Genomic DNA, 19026 nt, shown 5'->3' with positions numbered 1-19026 from the left:
GGTTTTTATTTTTGTCCGCCTGTTTTTGTCACGGATGTTTTTTCAAAAAGGCTTTGATCCGGTCGCCTACTTGCTCAGGTTCATCTTCCAGCAGGTAGTGGCCCGCTGTTTCAAACCCATGGCTTTCGGCATGGGGAAAGCGGCGCTGCCACTCGGCAAAATAGTCGGTGTCAAACACAAAATCGTGCAGGCCCCAGCAGATCAGCATGGGAAAGCCGGAGAGCTTGTAGAGGTTGTCGTCCAGAAACCGGCCCATTTCATAGCTGGGGTCTTTTTCGGACAGGGCGATGTCCTGAACAAATTTCAGCGTGGCGATCCGGTTGGCCCAGCTGTTGTAAGGGGCGATCAGCCCGGCCTTTACGTCCGGGGGCAGCTTTTTTTTCGGCGCCATGTAAAGGGCGGCCCGGGCAAAGAGGTTTGCGCCCAGCACCGCGGGAACGGCAAACGGCGCGATGTGTCGCAGGACGCGCAGCCGGGCCGGAATGGGTTTCCCCGAAATTTTTAAAAACGCCGCCGTGTTGGTGATCACCACCCGCTTGATCTTTTCAAGGTTTCGAAGGGCAAAGGCGCACCCGATAAACCCGCCCCAGTCGTGCACGATCAGGGTGATGCCGTCAAGGTTCAGGTGGTTGACAAGGGTTTCAATGTCGTTTACCCGGTCTTTGAGCCGGTATCCGTATTGGTCGGCCGGCGGCTTGTCCGACAGGCCGCACCCGATATGGTCCGGGCACACCACCCGGAAATCCGGGGAAAAGCGTTTGACCAGTTCCCGGTAATAAAAGGACCAGGTGGGGTTGCCGTGAAGCATGAGCAGGGGTTCTCCCGCGCCTTCGTCCAGGTAGTGACAGTTCCATCCGTTGATCTCCACAAAGTGGGAATCAAAGGGATAGAGATGGGCAAAGGGAGTTTTGTCTACAGGCGTCGCCATTACCATTCCACCCCCAGCATGAGGCAGTTCAGGCCGCTGCCGATGCCCAGAAAGCCCACCAGGTCGCCGGACTCCAGAAACCCCCGCTCGTCGGCAATGGCCGCGGTCATGGGCAGAGAGACCGTGCCCATGTTGGCCAGGTAGGGATAGGTGGGAAAATCCTTTTCCGGCGCCACACCGATGGCCTTTAAAATGGACCGCTGGTTGGCCTCGCCCACCTGGTGGCAGATCACCTTGTCCGGCTTGTCGTCTGAAAACCCGAGTTCCTGCCGGAAGGCCGCAAAGGTTTCGGTGCCAAGGACCACGCCGTTTTTCAGCACGCCCACGGCATCGGTTTCCATTTTATAAAACTGGCTGGCGGCCCCGGTGTCCGGCCCCCAGATGCAGAGGCGGTGATGCTGGGATGCGTTGCGCACCACCCCGCCCAGCAGGCGGTGGCGCCGGTATTCGGCCGCCGGGGCCTGGCTGCCGGTCATGGTCAGGGCCACGGCACCGGACCCGCCGGTGAGCACGGCCATGGATCGTTTGAAGGATTCCATGTCGCACTCCTGGTTCATCCGGTCGATGGTCAGGTCCACGATCTGGCGGGCCGACTCGCAGGAGACCACCATGCCGGCCCGAATCTGGCCCAGCTCAATAGCATTGGCCACTTCAAGCATACCGGTCATTACGCCCAGGCAGGCATTGGAGATGTCGTAGATAATGGTACGGCTGTCCAAACCCAGACCGTCTGCCACGGCGCAGGCCGTGGCCGGCTCCAGGTTATCCCGGCACACCCCGCAGTAGACGATCATGCCGATATCCGAAGGCGAAAGGCAGGAGGCGGCCAGGGCTTTTTTACCGGCCTTGAGGGCCCCGGTGTACATGGGTTCACCCGAATCCCAGAACCGGCGTTCCCGAATCCCGGTCAGGGCCTGAAGCTGGCCTTTGCGCAGGTTGAGCCGGGTATAAAGCGGGGCCAGCCGCTCTTCCAGCTCTTCTGAGGTGATCACGTTGGGCGCCAGTTCGTAACCAAAGGCGTCGATATGGACAGTCTGGTAGCGCATCGTGTGGTCACGTCTCCTTTGTATGCGTCGGTTCCGGGTAAAAACAAGCGCAGGCCGCCTTTACGAAAGGCGGCCGTCTGGAAAACCTATAATTTATCGGGCATGGTTGTCAAGGGAAGTGTCAGCCGGCAGTGCCTGTTGTTTCTCCCTGGAAAGGCGCTCCAGCACCACCACCAGGGCAAAACCGGTTGCGGCCAGCAGCAGGGCCACGGCCAGGTCCCGGTCGGCCTGGGGCAGCACGTTTATTTCCCGCAGCACGTGAACCTTGTCCCGCAGCACCATCACCTCCAGGGGCTCTTTCCAGGGCCATATTTTTTTCATGGAACCGGCCATCAGGCCGGTGAGAAAGGCCATGGTGACATTGTGCCACCGGGTCAGCAGAAAGTTGAGTACCCGGGAAAAAGAGAGAATGCCGGCCACGCACCCCGCGCAGAACACCGTGATGATCAGCATGTTTTCCGGCAGCACCGGGTTTTTGAGGGCCCCGGTGATAAAGGCGTATTTTCCCAGGATCAGTAGGATAAAGGCGCCGCTGATGCCCGGCAGAATCATGGCGCAGATGGCGATAAACCCGGAAAGAAAAATAAACCACAACGCCTCGGGTGTGGAGACCGGCACCAGGCTGACAATGATCCAGGCGGCGGCAACGCCCATGGCGCAGGCAACCCCTTCGCCGGCCCGCCATTGGGGGACCTTCCTGCCCACCACCAGGATGGAGGCGGCGATCAGGCCGAAAAACAGGCTCCAGGTAAATACCGGCTGGTGTACCAGCAGATAGTGCATCAGCCGTGCGATGCTTACAATAGCCGTGGCAATGCCGGCCAGCAACACCACCAGGAACCGGGCGTGCATGCCGGACAGGGCGTCTTTCAGGTCAAGGGCCAGCAGGCGCCGGGCCGCGCGCACATCGATGGATTTTATGGCGGCCAGCAGTTTTTCGTAGATGCCGGTGATCAGGGCAATGGTGCCGCCGGACACGCCCGGCACCACGTCGGCCGCGCCCATGCACAGGCCTTTTAAATAGAGAACAGCCGCCTGGCGGGGGGTGTCCGGGCCGGGGCTGCTGAAGAATGCCGCCTTCCATGTGGGGATCGTTTTACGCTGCATCAGGATTCTACCTTTTTGGGTGGCGGGTTGTTGTATGTGTGGTGAAAACCGGGGTCATGCCGGGTGTGGTTCTTCGGTTGCGGGCGGGTTCTTTTCTTTCATGTACCGGAACCACGTTTTTAACACGGCATGAACAAGGGTGGCCAGGGGAATGGCAAAGAACAGGCCCCACATGCCCCAGATGCCGCCGAATACCAGCAGGGCCACGATAATGGCCACCGGGTGCAGGTCCACCACCTCGGAGAGCAGGAGCGGGGCCAGCAGGTTGCCGTCCAGGGCCTGAAGGATGAGATAGCCCACCACGATCCAGGTAAAGCTGGGGGAAAGCCCCCACTGGAAAAAGGCCACCAGGGCCACGGGAAAGAACATCAGGGTGGCGCCGATGTAGGGCGCCAGAACGGAAAGGCCCACGGCCAGAGAGATCAGAACGGCAAACTTCAGCCCCAGGGCCGCGAACAGGGCATAAGCGGCGGTCCAGACAATCAGGATCTCCCATATCTTGCCGCGCACGTAATTGGCGATCTGCTGGTTGACTTCGTGCCACACTTCGGCGGCCAGGCGGGTGTTTTTCGGCAGAAACAGCTTGAGCCAGCCCAGGATTTTGGTTTTATCTTTTAAAAAAAAGAAGATCAGCAGCGGCACCAGGATCAGGTAAACCACCACCGTGATAAGCCCTCGAACCGACGCGATGGAGATGGAGACCAGGTGCTGACCCCACTGGGTGATCTCGAATTTTAAGAAACTGATAAACTGGGAGATCTGCTCCTGGGCGATGAGTTCCGGATACCGCTCCGGAAGCCGCATGAGCTGCTTCTGGCCGTTGGCCATAAGGGCCGGCAGTTCCTGGAACATCTCGGCGATCTGCCGGGAGAGCAGGGGCAGAAAAAAGACGATCACCGCCACCATGCCGGCCAGAAAAAGGGTAAAAACCGTTACCAGGGCGATCATTCGGGAGACCTTCAGCCGCTCCAGCACGTTGATCAGGCCTTCGAGCAGGTAGGCAATGACAATTGCCGCAATCACCGGGGCCAGCATATCGCCCATGGTGAGCACAAGTACAAACCCCACCACAAGAATGGCAAACAGGATGATGATCTGGGGATCATTGGCATACCGCCGGTACCACTCTTTTAACATTCCAATCATGCTTTATGCTCCTGCTTCGGCAACCCGCCTGGCACACTTTTACCCCGTTGCTTCATGAATATTAAGGTATATGGCAGATTTTCCCTCTTTTTTCCAGTGCTTTTTAAGTTTGTACAAAGTGTGAAATATTCGGGCCAGACAACCTTTGCTTGACACCAGTATCCCCCTGTCATTATATAGTTCTGTATCCAAGATAAATCACCAGCGGGATCAAAACAGAAGCAGTGTGCAACCTGACAAACAAGGTGTCTTTTGAATACGCTGCCAAAAAAAGTGCAGTGTCCCAGAATACAAGCCTGCCGTAATTTCGAGATTATGGAGAACCAGGCGCCTTATGGCGATCTTTTCAGGGCCGAAAAGGGGGTTTTAAGGCTGGAAAACCGCTATTTTTTGGATTCTTGATTTGTAAAAACAAACTATTATCGTGGTCCGCCCCCAAACCAACAAACCAAGGCTAATATTATAGCACATTATCCGAAAGTAGGGGGCTTTTTTTATAGAAAATAGCTCAATTTAGGTATAAAATTTATGCCAAGAACGTAAAAGAGAGGTAAGCTATGTCTGCAATCTTAAATTCGATTTGTCCAGGGTTGGAAAACAGGCTTTAAAATAGCGAAAAATATGTGCTGAATGTAACTTTAATATTGATTAGACAATGAAAAAATTGTTTTTTGTTTCTTTATTACTTACTGTAATAATCATGCTGTATGCGGTGGCGTTAGCGGGTGACTGTGTGGATGTCTCTGAAACGCACTGGGCCTATCCGGCGATTAAAAAAGCGTTGCCCATTATGCAGCTTTGCACTGCTGCCAATGAATACAAATTCAACGGCGATGAGCTGGTTAACCGGTACGATATCGCCCGCTTCAGTACACGTATATTAGAACGATGGGGCTTCAGCCCCGGGGGTGCTGAGGTTCCCAATGATGTCCCCGCCTCACACCCGGACTATGAAGCCGTTCAGAAGGCTATCAGCGCAGATATTCTGTCAGCATATGACGGCAAGTTTTACGGTGACAAACTGATCAATCGCCAACAGATGGCATTCGTTCTGAGCAGGCTGCTCAACAAAAAAGGAATCCGCGCTTCATCCGCCCAAGAAAAGCATTCTTTTCAGGATCTCTCTGAAAACCACTGGGCTTTCGAAGCGGTTCAGCATACGGTTAGCGCGGGTATCCTCAAAGGATATAGCAACAAATTCTACGGCAACAGGTTAATTAACCGATATCAAATGGCCGTGATCATCGCCAGATTGGGTGATTTGGTTCCCGAAACATTTCGCACCACCGATACCCTTGTAGAAAGGAACAAATACCAGCAACCGTTTCTGAATGCTGCAGGCCCGGAAGGAACGATCCGAGAAAAAACCGCGCCCCTCGACTTTGGTTCGTACAACGCTCTTGTTATAGGCAACAACGACTATCGGCAACTGCCCAAGCTCCGCACAGCAGTAAACGACGCACAAGCCATAGCCTTGTTGCTCAAGGATAAATACGGATTCAAGGTGCAACTTCTCACCAACGCGACCAGGGCGGATATTCTCACGGCTATCAACGCCTATCGCCGAAAATTGAACAGCCAGGACAACCTGTTGATCTACTACGCCGGGCATGGATGGCTCGACAAGGATGCAGACCAAGGCTATTGGCTTCCGGTTGATGCGACCAGAGAAAACCCGATACTGTGGGTTTCTAATAGTGCTGTCACAGCCGAAATCCGTGCTATTCAAGCCAAACATATTCTGGTTGTAGCAGACAGTTGCTACTCGGGAAAGCTCACCAGAGGTTTGCACATTACCCAGAAAACCCCCGATTATATAGCCCGCATCGTTCAAAAAAAGGCACGGGTAGTACTTTCTTCAGGCGGGCTCGAGCCTGTATTAGACAGCGGTGGCCAGGAGAATCATTCTGTTTTCGCTTCAGCCTTTATCGAAACGCTTTGGCAGAACAAAGAGGTTTTGGACGGTACGACGCTATTTACGAAAATTCGGGAACAGGTTGGCTGGAACGCGGATCAGATTCCAGAATATGCCAATATCCATAAAGCAGGGCATGCCGGAGGCGATTTTATTTTTTTGCCTCATGAGTAGAGACCAACCCCGGCTCTTTATGGGCCGGGGTGGTGTTTCATTCTCGGCGGAAACTGTCCGGGAATATCTTAACTTTTACATGTTATGACAGACCAGATGAAGTCGGTTGATTATAAGTCCCGAAACGCCAAGTTTATCGAGAAAGCTCCTGGAGATATTTTGAATGAGGTTCTCGCTATTCTTGACGCGATTCTTTATGATTAATTTTCCGCCGGCCGCTTTCCTTTCAGTGCCCGGCTTCTCAGGCTCCGTGGAAAAAGAGGATGAATTCGGTTCCGCCTGATTCATGGCAGGGGCGGGTTACGGTGGCGGAAGGGCACGCAGATATCCGGCCCGGGCATTCCTGGCGGGGCGCATCCAGCACAGCACACCGGGTAGACGCCATGTCCAGGGTGAAACCGCAGGTTTCGGAAAAAATCTTCATACGGAGCAGATCGGCGCCTTTGCCGCCGGCGTTGAAATCAAAAGGCTTCCGGGTGCTGTAAGCCAGAATGTCCTGGGTAGGGAAAAAGCCTTCGAAAATTCTGGCCTGATGGTCTTTTCGAATGCCCACCCCATAATCCTTCACCGAGACCTGAACCAACCCTCCTTTTTCAAAGACGGCCACATCCACACGGCCTTCATCAGGTGTGTTTTCGATTGCGTTTCGGATCAGGCCGTCCATGACTTTTTCAAAAATCACCTCTGGAATCTGAATGGGCCGGGTGGGCTCTAAAAGAACACGCACATCCACCTGCCGGTGGGCAAAGCCGGGTTCAAGCGCCCGGAGACGGCCCTGGATAAACGTTCCGGGATCAATGGTGGCGGCCACCATGGTTTTCGGTGAAAACAGTTCCCGAATATGGGTGGTAATCTGGTCCACCATGTCTTTTTTGCCCTGATGTTTCAAGGCCAGAACGGAAAGCAGGTCGGCACATTGAAGGACCATGCCGTTGTAAAGCCCCGCAACTTTGTATTCTTTGTCCGTAATGATGTCCGACACCTCGCTTTCGATTGCGACGATGCGGTTAAGCTGGCGCTCGATAATTTCCACATAGGGTTTCCAGTTATCCTCGGGCACAACCGCAAGCTCGTCTTCGAGCAGGGGCAGGGCCTGGGACAGAATGGCCACCGGGGTTTTCAATTCATGGGACAAGTGGTTGATCGTCTTGCCCTTGGCCGTGTTCAGGGATTGCACCTCACGATAAAAGGCCCGGAGCCCCTCTTGATGCCGGGTGTTCTCAATGGCCAGGGCCACGGTACCGGCCAGCGCGGCAAGGGCATCCATATCCTGCCCGGAGAAGCGCCCCTCTTTTTTGTTGATACCGGCAAGCACACCGATGGTGCGGTCCTCGACCACGAGGGGCACTTCCAGGAGACTCCGGGTGGTGTATCCGATTTTTCTGTCCCGCTCCGCGTATTGGGGCAGAGCCTCGGCATCATGCATCACCACCGGCTCGCCGGTTCGAATCACCTGCCCGGCCAACACCTCATCCAGGGAAAAGCGGACTTCTTTCATCCGTTTTTCACGGTCCGGGTCATCATAGGCCAGTCCCGAGGTGTACAACTCGTTGGTTTCGGCGTCCAGTAAAAGCACCAGTGCCCCTTCCGCCCCCAGCAGTTTTTTGATTTCCTGGCTGATAAAGGACAACAGGTCATCCAGATACGAATACCGGTGCAGGGCCTTGCTGACCCGGAGCATGGACCGGTTCAGGTGGGACACCCGCTTCTCCTGGGTGATGTCCTGAAGGGTCTCTATGGCGCCGATAACATCTCCGTCCGCGTTTCGGATGGGGGCTGCCGTAAAAAACAACCATTTCCCGTCCTCGCCCAGGGCCGGGAAAAAATCCCTGGCCTCAAAGGCCCCGGACCTGACCGACGAGGCCCGGAACTTCCCCTGGTAATGGGTTTCAAGCATCCCCGCGATATCTTCGATGGCGGCATCGAGAACAATATCCGCCATCACCGGGCGCTTTTCCGCATAAAAGGCCCGCCACTGGCCGTCGGTTCCAATGATCTCTTCCGCCTTTCTCCCGGTAAGCACTTCGCAGGCCTTGTTGAAGTGGGTCACCCGGTGATTCCGGTCGATCACAAAAGTGGGAATCGGACTGCCCGAAACGATCTGGGAAAGCAGATCCTGATGGTCATGGTTGAAATCGTCGTTCAAAAAGGACTCCTTTAATTCAAGTTGCTTTCCAGGGGCACTGGCAAATTTTTCAGCGTGTACCGTTTGAAGTTCTGAATGCCCTTCATTATTATCATAAATCTCGAAGATTTCCAGACTTCTTTGATTTACAACACCTGACTGCACTGGGTGGGGAATTTCAGAACAGCATATCTATTTCTTTATTGGTTTCATGCAGGGCGTTTGTGGTGCCGGTTTTTTCCCGGCGTTGGCGCCAGTTGCTCCTGAGCGGATGAGATAAGGGAAAAGGCGACCAAACGAGCTGATTTTCACCTGCGAATGCTTATTTTTCTTGATTTTTCCGGGTATCTCATGGGATATGAAGGGCACGGGCAGGCCGGTTGACAGGCGGGGTTGCTGTTGGCCGGCTTTCCATTATCATGACATCTTAGAAAAAAGGGGGTAAGGCATGAAAAAATGGACATATGGTCTTTTGATTATGGTGCTGGGGATGGTTCTTTTATGCGCCTGCGGCCAGGGGCAGGATCAGGCAGCGGCACCCCAGGCGCCGGAACAGGTCGCGGCGCCGGAGGCACCCGAAAAGGCCATCGAACTGTCTTACAGCATCTTTTTCCCGCCCACCCATGAGCAGTGCAAGGCCGGTGAGGCATGGGCAAAGGAGGTTGAAACCAGGACCGGCGGCGCGGTCAAGATCAATATTTTCCCCGGCGGCACCCTGACCAAGGCCGATGCCTGCTATGACGGCGTGGTCAGCGGTATATCCGACCTGGGCATGTCCTGTTTTGCCTACACCCGTGGCCGGTTTCCGGTGATGGAGGCGGTTGACCTGCCCCTGGGCTATGCCAGCGGCACGGTGGCCACCCGGGCCGCGGACGCCTTTTACAGAAAGATGCAGCCCGAAGAGCTGAACGATGTCAAGGTGCTGTACATTCATGCCCATGGCCCCGGCCTGCTGCATGCAAAAAAACCGGTGACCTCCTTAGAAGAGATGAAGGGTCTCAAGGTCCGCTCCACCGGCCTGAGCGCCAAGGTGGTGGAGGCCCTTGGCGGCGTGCCTGTGGCCATGTCCCAGGGCGCCACCTACGAGGCCCTGCAGAAGGGCGTGGTGGAGGGCACCTTTGCTCCCATTGAGACCCTTAAAGGGTGGCGCCAGGCCGAGGTGATCAAACACACCACCGACTGCCGGGACATCGGCTATACCACGGCCATGTTCGTGGTGATGAACAAGGATAAATGGAACGCGCTTCCAGAACATATCAAGCAGGTGTTTGACGCGGTCAGCGCCCAATGGGTCGGCGTCCACGGCAAGGTATGGGACGATGTGGATGTGGAAGGCCGCAACTACACCCTGGAGCTGGGCAACACGATTACGCCGCTGAGCGACGAGGAAAACACCCGATGGGTTCAGGCGGTGGAACCGGTGATTCACGATTATATTACTCAGGTTAACCAGAAGGGAGTGGACGGTGCTGCCGCGGTGGACCAGCTTCGCGCCCTGATCGCCGGTTTTAACGAGTAGGATTCGCGTCCGGCGCCTGGACGCTGAAGGAACAACATACGATGGGACATTTTGTCAAAGCCCTGATCAGCCAGCTGGCCGACAAGGCCAACTGGCTGGCCGGGGCATCCATTGTGGCCATGATGATGGTCACCGTGATCGACGTGGTGCTCCGGTTTTTCCGGTGCCCCATACCCGGCACCTACGACGTGGTGGGCCTGCTGGGGGCACTGGCCATTTCGCTTTCCCTGGGCTACACATCGGCCCAGAAAGGCCACATTGCCGTTGATTTTCTGGTTTCCCGGTTTTCCGAAAAAGTGGCGCGCGGTATTCACCTGTTCAACAACCTGGTGGCCACGGTTTTTTTTGCCGCCGTCTCCTGGCAGTGTCTTCTCTACGCGGCCAGCCTGAAGCGGGCCGGTGAGGTCTCGCCCACCCTGAAGCTGCCGACCTATCCGTTTCTTATCGGCATAGCGGCGGGGTTTATTCTGCTCTGTTGCGTGCTGCTGGCAGAGAGCGTGCAGTCTTCACCGGCAAAGGGGGGGAAATGACCCCCACACTGATCGGCGTTATCGGCATTTTCGCCCTGTTTACCCTGATCTTTTCCCGTATGCCCATCGGCTTTCTCATGGCCATGATCGGTTTTGTGGGATTCGGCGTCATCGTCTCTTTTGACGCCTCCATGAATCTGGTGGTCAAGGATCTGTTTGCCGTTTTCGGTTCCTATGATCTGACCGTGATTCCCCTGTTTGTGCTGATGGGGCAGGTGGCCTTTCACGCGGGCATCAGTTCCCGGCTGTTTGACGCCGCCTACAAAAATATCGGGCACCTGCCCGGGGGGCTGGCCATTGCCACCATCGGAGCCTGCGCCGCCTTTGCCGCCATCTGCGGTTCCACCAACGCCACTGCCGCCACCATGGCCGCCGCCACCCTGCCGGAGATGAAACGCTACAACTACCGGATTACCCTGGCCACCGGGGCCGTGGCCGCCGGCGGCAGCCTGGGCATCCTGATCCCACCCAGCGTTATTTTTATTGTGTACGGCATTCTCACCGAACAGTCCATCGGTGAGCTTTTCCTGGCCGGCATTCTGCCCGGCCTGTTGCTGACCGGGCTGTTTGTGGTCACCATCCTGGTGTGGGCCACGATTCAGCCGGACCTGGGCCCCCCCGGCCCCCGGACCACGATTCGGGAAAAGGTCGCCTCCTTTTCCGGCGTGTTTGAAACGATCCTGATCTTTTTTCTGGTGATGGGAGGTCTGTTTGCCGGCATCTTCACGCCCACCGAGGCCGGCGCCATCGGCGCCTTCGGCACCATCGTCCTGGCAGTGGCCCGGCGAAACCTCTCTTGGAAGGGGTTTGTGGCGTCCCTGTTCGAGACCACCCGGATCAGCTGCATGATCCTGGTGATCGTGGCCGGCGCAACGATTTTCGGCCATTTTCTGGCCATTTCCCGCATTCCGTTTGATATTGCCAGCTGGATATCCGGGTTTGCACTGCCCCCTGCGGTGATCATTCTGCTGATCATTCTGGTTTACCTGATCGGCGGCTGCTTTATCGATTCTCTGGCCCTGATCATGCTGACCATTCCGATTTTTTATCCGGTTATTGTTCAGTTCGGCCTGGATCCGGTCTGGTTCGGGGTTATCATCGTGCTGGTGACCCAGATCGGGGTGATCACGCCGCCGGTGGGCATCAATGTTTACGTGGTCAGCGGCGTGGCCAGGGACGTACCCCTGGAGCTGATCTTTCGCGGCGCGTTTCCCTTTCTGCTGGCCATGGTGGCCGGCACCCTGCTGCTGATCGCTTTTCCGCAGATCGCGCTTTTTCTACCCGGCCTGATACGGTAATTGCAAGGCCTGTCCGAACACTTCACCTTTTGCAAAAAACCGTCCTGCCACAAAAAAACCGGGGCGCGGCATGCCGCACCCCGGCCAGTGGAGTGCCGTTCGACACCCCTTTATAAAAACCCCGGCAAAACAGGCCCGGGGCATGAAACTTCAGAACCGTTCAAACTCGCTGTCCGTGGTGTCCGTTGAGCCCATTTCCAGGGCGACCGGGCGGTGGACCGTTGCCGGTTGCTTGATTTGCGGCTTCCGGACTGTCTCCACTTTTTCCGGTGGCCCGGCTGAGGGGGTTTCGGTGCCGTCGGTCCATCCCTTTCCCCCAGCCTCTGTTTTGAAAAAACTGATGCTTTCCTGAAGCTGGGCCGCCTGTCCGGCCAGTGCCTGGGCCGTGGAAGAGACCTCTTCCGCGGAAGAGGCGTTCTGCTGCACCACCTGGTCCAGCTGGCCGATGGCCTGGTTGATCTGGGCCGCGCCGGCGGTCTGCTCCCTGGAGGCGGCGGAGATCTCCTGCACCAGTTCCGCGGTCTTGCGAATGTCGGGAACGATCTTTTCCAGCATCTCCCCGGCCTTTTCCGCGATGTCCAGGCTGCCGGCGGACCGTTCACCAATCTCCTTGGCGGCCTGGCCGCTGCGTTCGGCCAGCTTTCGCACCTCAGCCGCCACCACGGCAAACCCCCGTCCCGCATCACCGGCCCGGGCCGCCTCAATGGCGGCGTTCAGGGCCAGCAGGTTGGTCTGCCGGGCGATCTCTTCAATAATGGAGATTTTACCGGCAATGTCCTGCATGGCCCGCACCGTCTCATGGACCTGGCTGCCGCCGGCTTCCGCGTCCTGGGCCACCTGGCGGGCGATTTTTTCAGTTTCCGAGGCGTTGTCCGCGTTCTGGTTGATGTTGGAGACCATCTGCTCCATGCTGGAGCTGATCTCTTCCAGGTGGGAGGCCTGTTCCGTGGCGCCCTGGGACAGTTCCTCGGAAGAGGAACTGATCTCTTCGCTGCCCGAGGCCACGTTAACAGAGGCGTTCTGGACCTGGCCCACCACCGCTTCCAGTTTTTTAACCATGGTGTTCATGGACCGGGTCAGCAGGCCGATTTCGTCGTGGCCCGCCCGCCGCACGTCAATCGCCACCGACAGGTTGCCGGTGGCGATATCCTGGACCATGGCAACCGCGTTCTGCAGGGGCAGCACAATGGACCGTCTTACCATGAAACGGATCAGAAGACCTGAGAGGACCACGATACCGATAAACAGAAACAGGTTGCCGAACCGCAACTGCTGGCTGAAGGAGATGATGGCGGACAGGTCGGTTTCAAGCTGGGCGTTGTAGTCGTTTTTCAGCGTGGTCAGCTGTTCACCTATGTCCGTGGCCGTTTGAGCCAGGGCAAAGATTCGCTGTTGGTTGTCCAGGGTGCCTGTCGCGTCCGATGCCTGGATCAGGACCGCCGCATAAACAGTGCCGGCCTCCTCACTGAATGCTTTCAGCGCGTCGAGCAGCTCCATGGCCTTGTCCGCTTTTACCTGCTTTCGGTCGGCAAGGCGGATGATCTCCTGCAGAGCGAGGTACGCTTTTTCTGCTTCCATTTCCGCCTTTTCAAGAAGCTCGGTGTCGCCGGTGAGATAGGCGTCTTCGTAAAATTTGAGCTGGCTCTCAAAGGAGGTGAGGGCGGTCTGGCTTTTGTGGGACGCCGGAAAGAGATAGGCGTACACGGAAGAGAGCCGTGTCTCAGTGTTGATGCCGGTAAAAAAGCCAAAGGCCATGGACAGAAAATAACCGGCCAGCAGAATGCTGAGGCTGATCCAGATTTTGTTTGCGATACTGGTTGACCGCCGCATTTGAAAATTCCTAACGTTTTTGGGCCATTTAACAATGTGTATCGTCAACCGGTGCGTCCGGAGACGGTCTGTTTTCCCCGGCGCCTGGGTGCCGGCGCCGGGGAAAACAGATGGTTATGATTATGCGTGGCTAAAAGCTGTAAGTCAACTTGGCCGCGTAAAGCTCCCAGTTTTTGGCGTCCGCGCCGGAGGCCATGAAACCGCCGTCCATGAGGTGGGCCTCGATCTTGGCGCACCAGTTGGCTGAAAAATCATAGCGGGCCGACAGACAGGTGTCCTTGAGCCATGCGTTGTGCTTGGCAACGCCAAACTTGGCGGCGTAAGTGTCGCCGTCATGGTCTGACTTGTCATAATATAGTTCAGAGTAGTAGGCGCCGATTTCCATCTGGTCCAGCACGCGGTAGGAAGCACCGCCATAATATCCCTGTGTGGTGGTCTTGTCTCCCAGCCGCGACGGAATACCCATGGCCGCACTGACAACCGGGTCGAGGTTGGTGGTGAGGTTGCCGGTAAATTCCATGTCGTTTTCTACATACTCGGCCATCACGGTGAGACGGTCGATCATATACTCCGCGGACAGAACATAGCTTTCAATGGGTTCAAAATCAAGCGCAAGGTTCGTGGAGAGAGGCAGCCCAACGGGAAGCGGCGGTGCCGGCATGTAAGTGGTGCTGTTCATATCCATTTTCAGGCCGTGCAGGGCATAAAGGCTGGCCCCCAGTTTCAGGCCGAACGCTGAGTCCCACTGGATCTTTCCGGCATAGGCATAATCGGTGTCCGTACTGTCGGTGTTCATCATGCCCAGTGCCGACCCATTCAGGGTTTCCATGCCCTCGGCCAGGCCCCCGTCCGCCTGAATATCCACAGTACCATACATGGCCTGGTAGGAGATATTGCCGGGCAGGGTGCCGTAAAGACCGACGCCTTTCATTCGGGCAAAGGATTCCCGGAACCATTCCGGGTAGACGCTGTTGGGCAGCAGAATGCTGGTGCGCACCATGTCGATTTTGCGTACATCATTGTAAAGGCCAAAGGGGATTTTCATGATGCCGGCCCTCAGCCCAAGGTAGTCCCTGAACGAATAGTCGCCAAAAGCCCAGTCCACCATAACCTCGTCATTACCGATCGTGCCCAGGTCAAAAGCGGCCAGCTGCACGCCCACCGACAGGTCATCGGTGGGGGTGGCGGAAAAGTTGATGGCCATTTCATTGAACTCAAAAGTTCCCTCGTGGGAGTCTTCTGCCAGAAAGTCCACGTCATCCGTTGAGTAGAGGAACCCCTGGCTGATGAAACCATGGATCTGAAGGTCCTCCAGTGTCATGCCGCCGGCGCTGGCCGGCAGCAGAAGAAAAACGGCCATGGCGGAAATCAAAAGGGTTTTTATGCTGTGTTTCATTTATTGTCTCCTGTGTTTTTGTTCTGTTCGATTCATAAATAGGCCAGTTAAATGATGCGCTGCGCCGAAGCCCGGTTAATTGATGGTAAGGGTTTTGACTTTCCCGGTGTCCGGCTGCGTACAGGAATAGCCGATGGCGCCGCTGGTCCGGGAGACATAGTCGATCAGCTCCGCGTCGGAGGCAAAGCTTTTGGGTGGCTGGCCCTGGCCGGTGAAAATCTGTTTTTTCCAGTAGTTCTGGAACTGAAAATCGCTCCGGCCCACATACTGTTTGAGAAATACCTCGTGGCACGGGCCGTCTGCCAGGGCCGTAAAATTGACCTTCTGGTTGTCGTTCCACTTGTCCTTTTTACCCAGGTAAATATTCTGTATCTCGGTCTGGGTCAGGCTGGTGTCGGCAACGTTGATGTTTGCAATCACATAAACGGTTTCCGATTGGGCCGGGGCCGGCTGAAACATGATACAGACAGCAACCGCGACAAGTAGAAATGCGGGGAAAGCAAGTCGTTTCATCATGAGTTTTCTCCTTTTGTGTTCAACGTCCAATTAGTATTCAACACTGTAAGCTTTATTGCTTAAGACGAGTGGCTAGAAGCTGTAAGTCAGCTTGGCCGCGTAAAGTTCCCAGGAATCGACGCCGGCAGGGGCGCCCAGGGCCAGGTAAGTGCCGTCCATGAGGTGGCCTTCGATCTTGGCACACCAGTTGGGTGAAATATCATAACGGGCCGACAGGCAGGTGTCCTTGAGCCATGAATTGTATTTCGGTAAACCGTATTTGGCGGCATATTTGCCGCCGTCATGGTCATCCTTGTCATAATAAAACTCGGAATAATAGGTGCCGACCTCCAGGTTGTCGAGCACGCGGTAGGAAGCACTGCCATAATAGCCCTGCATGGTGGTTTTGTCCCCCACCCGGGGAGGAATGCCCATGAACGCGCTGAACGCCGGATCCAGGTTAGTCGTGATGTCGACGTTAAACTCAAGGTCATATTCGGCGTACTCAGCGGCCAGGGTGAGCCGGTCGGTTATGTATTCGGCGGACAGCACCCAGGTGGTGATCGGTTCAAAACGCATGTAGGCGTCCATGGCAACGGGCAGATATACAGGAAGCGGCAGCCCCAATGGAGCCGGATCGATATAATTGATGCTGTTCATGTTTGTCTCTAAACCATCCAGCGTATATACGCTGGCGGCCAGCTTGAGACCCACGGGCGCGTCCCACTGGAGTTTGCCGGCATAGGCACAGTTTGTATCCGTATAGTTGGTGTCCATGCCCCCTAAACCCTCCATCAGGGACTCCAGACCGTCGGACAGGCCCCCGTCCGTCTGGATATCCACAGTGCCATACAACGCCTGATAGGAGATGTTGCCGGGCAGGGTGCCATAAAGCCCCACCCCCTTAATCCGGGCAAAGGCCTCCCGGAACCATTCCGGATAGACACTTGTTGGCAGCAGAATGCTGGTGCGCACCATGTCGATCTTGCGCACATCATTATAGAGGCCAAGGGGAATTTTAATAATGCCGGCCCTTAGCCCCAGGTAGTCACGGAACGAATAGTCGCCAAAGGCCCAGTCCACCATCACCTCGTCGTTACCGATCGTGCCCAGGTCAAAGGCGGCCAGTTGCATCCCCACGGAAAGATCATCGGTGGGAGTGGCGGAAAAGTTGATGGCCATTTCATTGAATTCCAGTGTCCCCTTGTGGGAGTCTTTTGCCAGAAAGTCCGCGTCGTCTGTTGAATAGAGGAACCCCTGGCTGATAAAACCATGGATCTGGAGGTCTTCCAGTGTCATGCCAACGGCGCCGGCCGGGCATACCAAAAGCGCAACCAGGGCCACAACCCAAAATCTTCTTCTGTAAAGTCCCATTGATGTCTCCTGATTATTTGACTGGTTAATAGTTCAAGGCTATCAATTGTTGGTGTCAGCGGTCACTTAACAGTCACGGTTTTTATCTTTTCGGTATCCGGCGGGGCGCAGGTGTAGCCGATGGCGCCGCTGGTTTTAGAAACATAGTCAATCAGCTCCGCGTCAGACGCAAAGCTTTTGGGCGGCTGGCCCTGGCCGGTGAAAATCTGTTTTTTCCAGTAGTTTTGAAACTGAAAATCGCTTCGGCCCACATGCTGCTTTAGAAATGTTTCGTGACACGGGCCGCCTGCCAAAGCCGTAAAATTGATCTTCTGGTTGTCGTTCCACTTGTCCTTTTTGCCCAGGTAGATGTTCTGTATCTCGGTTTGTGTCAGGGAGCTGTCAGAAACGTTTATGTTTGCAACTACATAAACGGTTTCCGCTTGCGCCGGTACCGGGCAAAAGACAGCAAAACCAACGATTGCCGCCAGCAAGGCTGGCAGAAGCAAGGTGCGATGGGGCATTTGACTCTCCTCCTGTTTGAATACCGGTTGTCTCTCTACAGTCATCCGGTTGTCGGGTAATTCGGTCCGGTTGACTGGTTTGTCCCCAAGGTGCATCCGGGAGCCGTCTCATTTACAAGTTTGAAGAGACTGTATGCGAATAATGTGCCGGAGTCCTGAGATGGGCGGGGGAAATAATTTATTGTTTTTAATTTCAATATTTTGTTAAAGATGAAAGGCTGTCGGCGGAGTCGGACGTTACATTTTTAAGGACGGAAATGTCCTGAAAAATTGGACGGTGTCCTGAAAAGTTGGTGTTCCTGCTTTGTGGAAAAGAGAAGGAGAAAAAAATTTGCGGCATAGAAAACGGCATCTTTCGCCAAAACGAAAGATGCCGTTTTCTATGGTGCTATGAAGTGAATCAGTCGATGGGGTTGAGTTCCACCCGGCGATTTTCGGCCCGGCCCTCGGCCGTGTCATTGTCTGCTATGGGCTGGGAGGGACCAAACCCCTTGGAAACCAGGCGGTCTGCGGCAATTCCCCTGGAGACAAAATAACGGACCACGGCGCCGGCCCGTTGCTCGGAGAGAACCTGGTTAAAACCGGGGTTGCCTCGGCTGTCGGTATGGCCCTGGACCTCCAGGCGCAGCTCCGGGTTATTCTTGAGCACAGTCACCACCTCGTCCAGCTTGGCAAAGGAGTCGGCCATGATGTCAGCCCTGGCTCGTTCAAAATTAAGGCCCTCAATAACCCAGCAGCCGCGGGCGTTCACCTTGGCGCCGATGGGTGTGCCGGGGCACTGGTCCTGATCGTTGGGAACACCGTCTCTGTCATCATCGGCAATGGCGGGAGCTGCTTCGACGACAGGCTGAGGAGCCGGGGCGGGCCTTGGTTTTTCCACGACCGCAGGGGCGGCCTGTTCCGGGGCAGGTTTCATCTTTACCACCTGGGTGCCGTTGTCACCGCCGCCCAGGAGCCATGTGAGCCCAAGGGTGTAAAGCAGGTGGTTCTGGGTTTCATCAAAGGAGATGCCGTGGCGCACATCGGCCCGCAGGGCAAGGCTGTCAGTGAAAAAATAGTGGCATCCCAGGCCGTAGTTGGCCATCCAGTCCATGTCGTTTTCCACGCCGGTAATGTCGTAATCGAAATTGACGGCCCCCAGGCCGATGGCAAAGTAGGGCACAAAGTCGCCGGTCATCAGGTTGTAGAAAGCATCCAGGCGGCCGGTGGCCACGTTTGTGTCCAGGGCGCCGACGGTGGTCTCGGTCATGGTATAGCCCAGAACCGCTTCCAGGCCGCATCTGTCCGTGGCCATGTAGCCCAGGCCCAAAGCGCCCATGAGGCCATCCTCAATGCCCATGGTGCCTTCAAACATGTGGCCGCCCACCATGGGGGAGATGAAGATATCCCCCTTTTGCGGTCCGCATTCCCCGGTTGTTGTCATGCCTGTCAGAACCAGGCTCAAACATACAGCCAGCACAACAGTTTTAATTTTCATGTCGCCCTCTTTCTTTTTGGATGTTTTCCGATGTTTTATCTTTTGTAAGGTTCTACCGCGCAGGAATTGTTGATGTTGCATAAACAGCATATATAGCACAGAGAAATGAAAATGCAAGCCACCATAAAAGAGCAGGATGGCAAGTGCCGTTTTTTTGTATAAC

15 protein-coding genes are annotated in these 19026 nt (G+C 55.6%); 4 read left to right on the top strand and 11 right to left on the bottom strand.

Translation table 11 applies throughout. The annotated features are described in order from the left end of the window. Positions 1-28: 28 nt before the first annotated feature. From DOLE_RS10305 to DOLE_RS10290, 4 genes are all read right to left on the bottom strand, one after another. Positions 29-928 (bottom strand): alpha/beta fold hydrolase, encoded by a 900-nt coding sequence (locus DOLE_RS10305; RefSeq protein ID WP_012175425.1) that lies wholly within the window; start codon positions 926-928, stop codon positions 29-31. Next, complete coding sequence (locus DOLE_RS10300) at positions 928-1974, bottom strand: 3-oxoacyl-ACP synthase III (protein ID WP_012175424.1); 1047 nt, start codon at positions 1972-1974, stop codon at positions 928-930. The genes DOLE_RS10305 and DOLE_RS10300 overlap by 1 nt, the downstream gene beginning before the upstream one ends. 93 nt (positions 1975-2067) lie before the next feature. After that, positions 2068-3081, bottom strand: coding sequence for a DUF368 domain-containing protein (locus DOLE_RS10295; protein WP_012175423.1), 1014 nt, complete (start codon positions 3079-3081; stop codon positions 2068-2070). Between the two features lie 54 nt (positions 3082-3135). Beyond that, a complete protein-coding gene (locus DOLE_RS10290) occupies positions 3136-4227 on the bottom strand; it encodes an AI-2E family transporter (protein WP_012175422.1) in 1092 nt (363 codons plus the stop codon). A 655-nt stretch (positions 4228-4882) separates the two neighbouring features. Between DOLE_RS10290 and DOLE_RS17455 the strand changes: the two genes are divergently transcribed. Beyond that, on the top strand, positions 4883-6316 hold the full coding sequence (locus tag DOLE_RS17455; protein ID WP_012175421.1) for a caspase family protein: 1434 nt from the start codon (positions 4883-4885) through the stop codon (positions 6314-6316). Positions 6317-6557: 241 nt separating this feature from the next. Here DOLE_RS17455 and DOLE_RS10275 read toward each other — a convergent pair whose 3' ends face one another. After that, on the bottom strand, positions 6558-8462 hold the full coding sequence (locus DOLE_RS10275) for a GAF domain-containing protein (RefSeq protein WP_012175420.1): 1905 nt from the start codon (positions 8460-8462) through the stop codon (positions 6558-6560). A 427-nt stretch (positions 8463-8889) separates the two neighbouring features. On the opposite strand from DOLE_RS10275, the gene DOLE_RS10270 reads away from it, so the two are divergent. The 3 genes from DOLE_RS10270 to DOLE_RS10260 are packed head-to-tail and all read left to right on the top strand — an operon-like array spanning position 8890 to position 11788. Then, a complete protein-coding gene (locus DOLE_RS10270) occupies positions 8890-9960 on the top strand; it encodes a TRAP transporter substrate-binding protein (RefSeq protein ID WP_012175419.1) in 1071 nt (356 codons plus the stop codon). 41 nt (positions 9961-10001) lie between these two features. Further along, the gene (locus DOLE_RS10265; protein WP_012175418.1) at positions 10002-10490 is read left to right on the top strand and encodes a TRAP transporter small permease; all 489 of its coding nucleotides are present in this window, start codon (positions 10002-10004) and stop codon (positions 10488-10490) included. Further along, a complete protein-coding gene (locus tag DOLE_RS10260; protein ID WP_012175417.1) occupies positions 10487-11788 on the top strand; it encodes a TRAP transporter large permease in 1302 nt (433 codons plus the stop codon). The genes DOLE_RS10265 and DOLE_RS10260 overlap by 4 nt, the downstream gene beginning before the upstream one ends. A gap of 150 nt (positions 11789-11938) precedes the next feature. Here the strand turns inward: DOLE_RS10260 and DOLE_RS17450 are convergent, their stop codons facing one another. The 6 genes from DOLE_RS17450 to DOLE_RS17445 all read right to left on the bottom strand — a co-directional run bounded on the left by DOLE_RS17450 (position 11939) and on the right by DOLE_RS17445 (position 18863). Then, entirely contained in the window at positions 11939-13618 is a 1680-nt protein-coding gene (locus DOLE_RS17450; RefSeq protein ID WP_012175416.1) for a methyl-accepting chemotaxis protein, read from the bottom strand. 130 nt (positions 13619-13748) lie between these two features. Then, positions 13749-15014 (bottom strand): hypothetical protein, encoded by a 1266-nt coding sequence (locus DOLE_RS10250; protein ID WP_012175415.1) that lies wholly within the window; start codon positions 15012-15014, stop codon positions 13749-13751. Between the two features lie 75 nt (positions 15015-15089). Continuing rightward, a complete protein-coding gene (locus DOLE_RS10245) occupies positions 15090-15530 on the bottom strand; it encodes a hypothetical protein (RefSeq protein ID WP_012175414.1) in 441 nt (146 codons plus the stop codon). Positions 15531-15602: 72 nt separating this feature from the next. After that, positions 15603-16883, bottom strand: a complete 1281-nt coding sequence (locus DOLE_RS10240; protein ID WP_012175413.1) for a hypothetical protein — start codon at positions 16881-16883, stop codon at positions 15603-15605. 62 nt (positions 16884-16945) lie between these two features. Next, on the bottom strand, positions 16946-17386 hold the full coding sequence (locus tag DOLE_RS10235; protein WP_012175412.1) for a hypothetical protein: 441 nt from the start codon (positions 17384-17386) through the stop codon (positions 16946-16948). A 400-nt stretch (positions 17387-17786) separates the two neighbouring features. Next, positions 17787-18863: an OmpA family protein gene (locus tag DOLE_RS17445; protein WP_052294289.1), complete on the bottom strand. Its 1077-nt coding sequence runs from the start codon at positions 18861-18863 to the stop codon at positions 17787-17789. Positions 18864-19026: the final 163 nt, after the last annotated feature.

It is taken from the genome of Desulfosudis oleivorans Hxd3 (genome assembly GCF_000018405.1).
Taxonomy (GTDB): Bacteria; Desulfobacterota; Desulfobacteria; order Desulfobacterales; family Desulfosudaceae; genus Desulfosudis; species Desulfosudis oleivorans.
The sequence above is the reverse complement of the archived record's forward strand: the minus strand, read 5'-3'. Positions and strand labels throughout refer to the sequence as shown.

Bases quoted from the DNA above. Each gene is read 5' to 3' on its own strand.
- DOLE_RS10305 (WP_012175425.1), bottom strand. From the start codon at position 928: ATGGCGACGCCTGTAGACAAAACTCCCTTTGCCCATCTCTATCCCTTT.
- DOLE_RS10300 (WP_012175424.1), bottom strand. From the start codon at position 1,974: ATGCGCTACCAGACTGTCCATATCGACGCCTTTGGTTACGAACTGGCG.
- DOLE_RS10295 (WP_012175423.1), bottom strand. From the start codon at position 3,081: ATGCAGCGTAAAACGATCCCCACATGGAAGGCGGCATTCTTCAGCAGC.
- DOLE_RS10290 (WP_012175422.1), bottom strand. From the start codon at position 4,227: ATGATTGGAATGTTAAAAGAGTGGTACCGGCGGTATGCCAATGATCCC.
- DOLE_RS17455 (WP_012175421.1), top strand. From the start codon at position 4,883: ATGAAAAAATTGTTTTTTGTTTCTTTATTACTTACTGTAATAATCATG.
- DOLE_RS10270 (WP_012175419.1), top strand. From the start codon at position 8,890: ATGAAAAAATGGACATATGGTCTTTTGATTATGGTGCTGGGGATGGTT.
- DOLE_RS10265 (WP_012175418.1), top strand. From the start codon at position 10,002: ATGGGACATTTTGTCAAAGCCCTGATCAGCCAGCTGGCCGACAAGGCC.
- DOLE_RS10260 (WP_012175417.1), top strand. From the start codon at position 10,487: ATGACCCCCACACTGATCGGCGTTATCGGCATTTTCGCCCTGTTTACC.
- DOLE_RS17450 (WP_012175416.1), bottom strand. From the start codon at position 13,618: ATGCGGCGGTCAACCAGTATCGCAAACAAAATCTGGATCAGCCTCAGC.
- DOLE_RS10250 (WP_012175415.1), bottom strand. From the start codon at position 15,014: ATGAAACACAGCATAAAAACCCTTTTGATTTCCGCCATGGCCGTTTTT.
- DOLE_RS10245 (WP_012175414.1), bottom strand. From the start codon at position 15,530: ATGATGAAACGACTTGCTTTCCCCGCATTTCTACTTGTCGCGGTTGCT.
- DOLE_RS10240 (WP_012175413.1), bottom strand. From the start codon at position 16,883: ATGGGACTTTACAGAAGAAGATTTTGGGTTGTGGCCCTGGTTGCGCTT.
- DOLE_RS10235 (WP_012175412.1), bottom strand. From the start codon at position 17,386: ATGCCCCATCGCACCTTGCTTCTGCCAGCCTTGCTGGCGGCAATCGTT.
- DOLE_RS17445 (WP_052294289.1), bottom strand. From the start codon at position 18,863: ATGAAAATTAAAACTGTTGTGCTGGCTGTATGTTTGAGCCTGGTTCTG.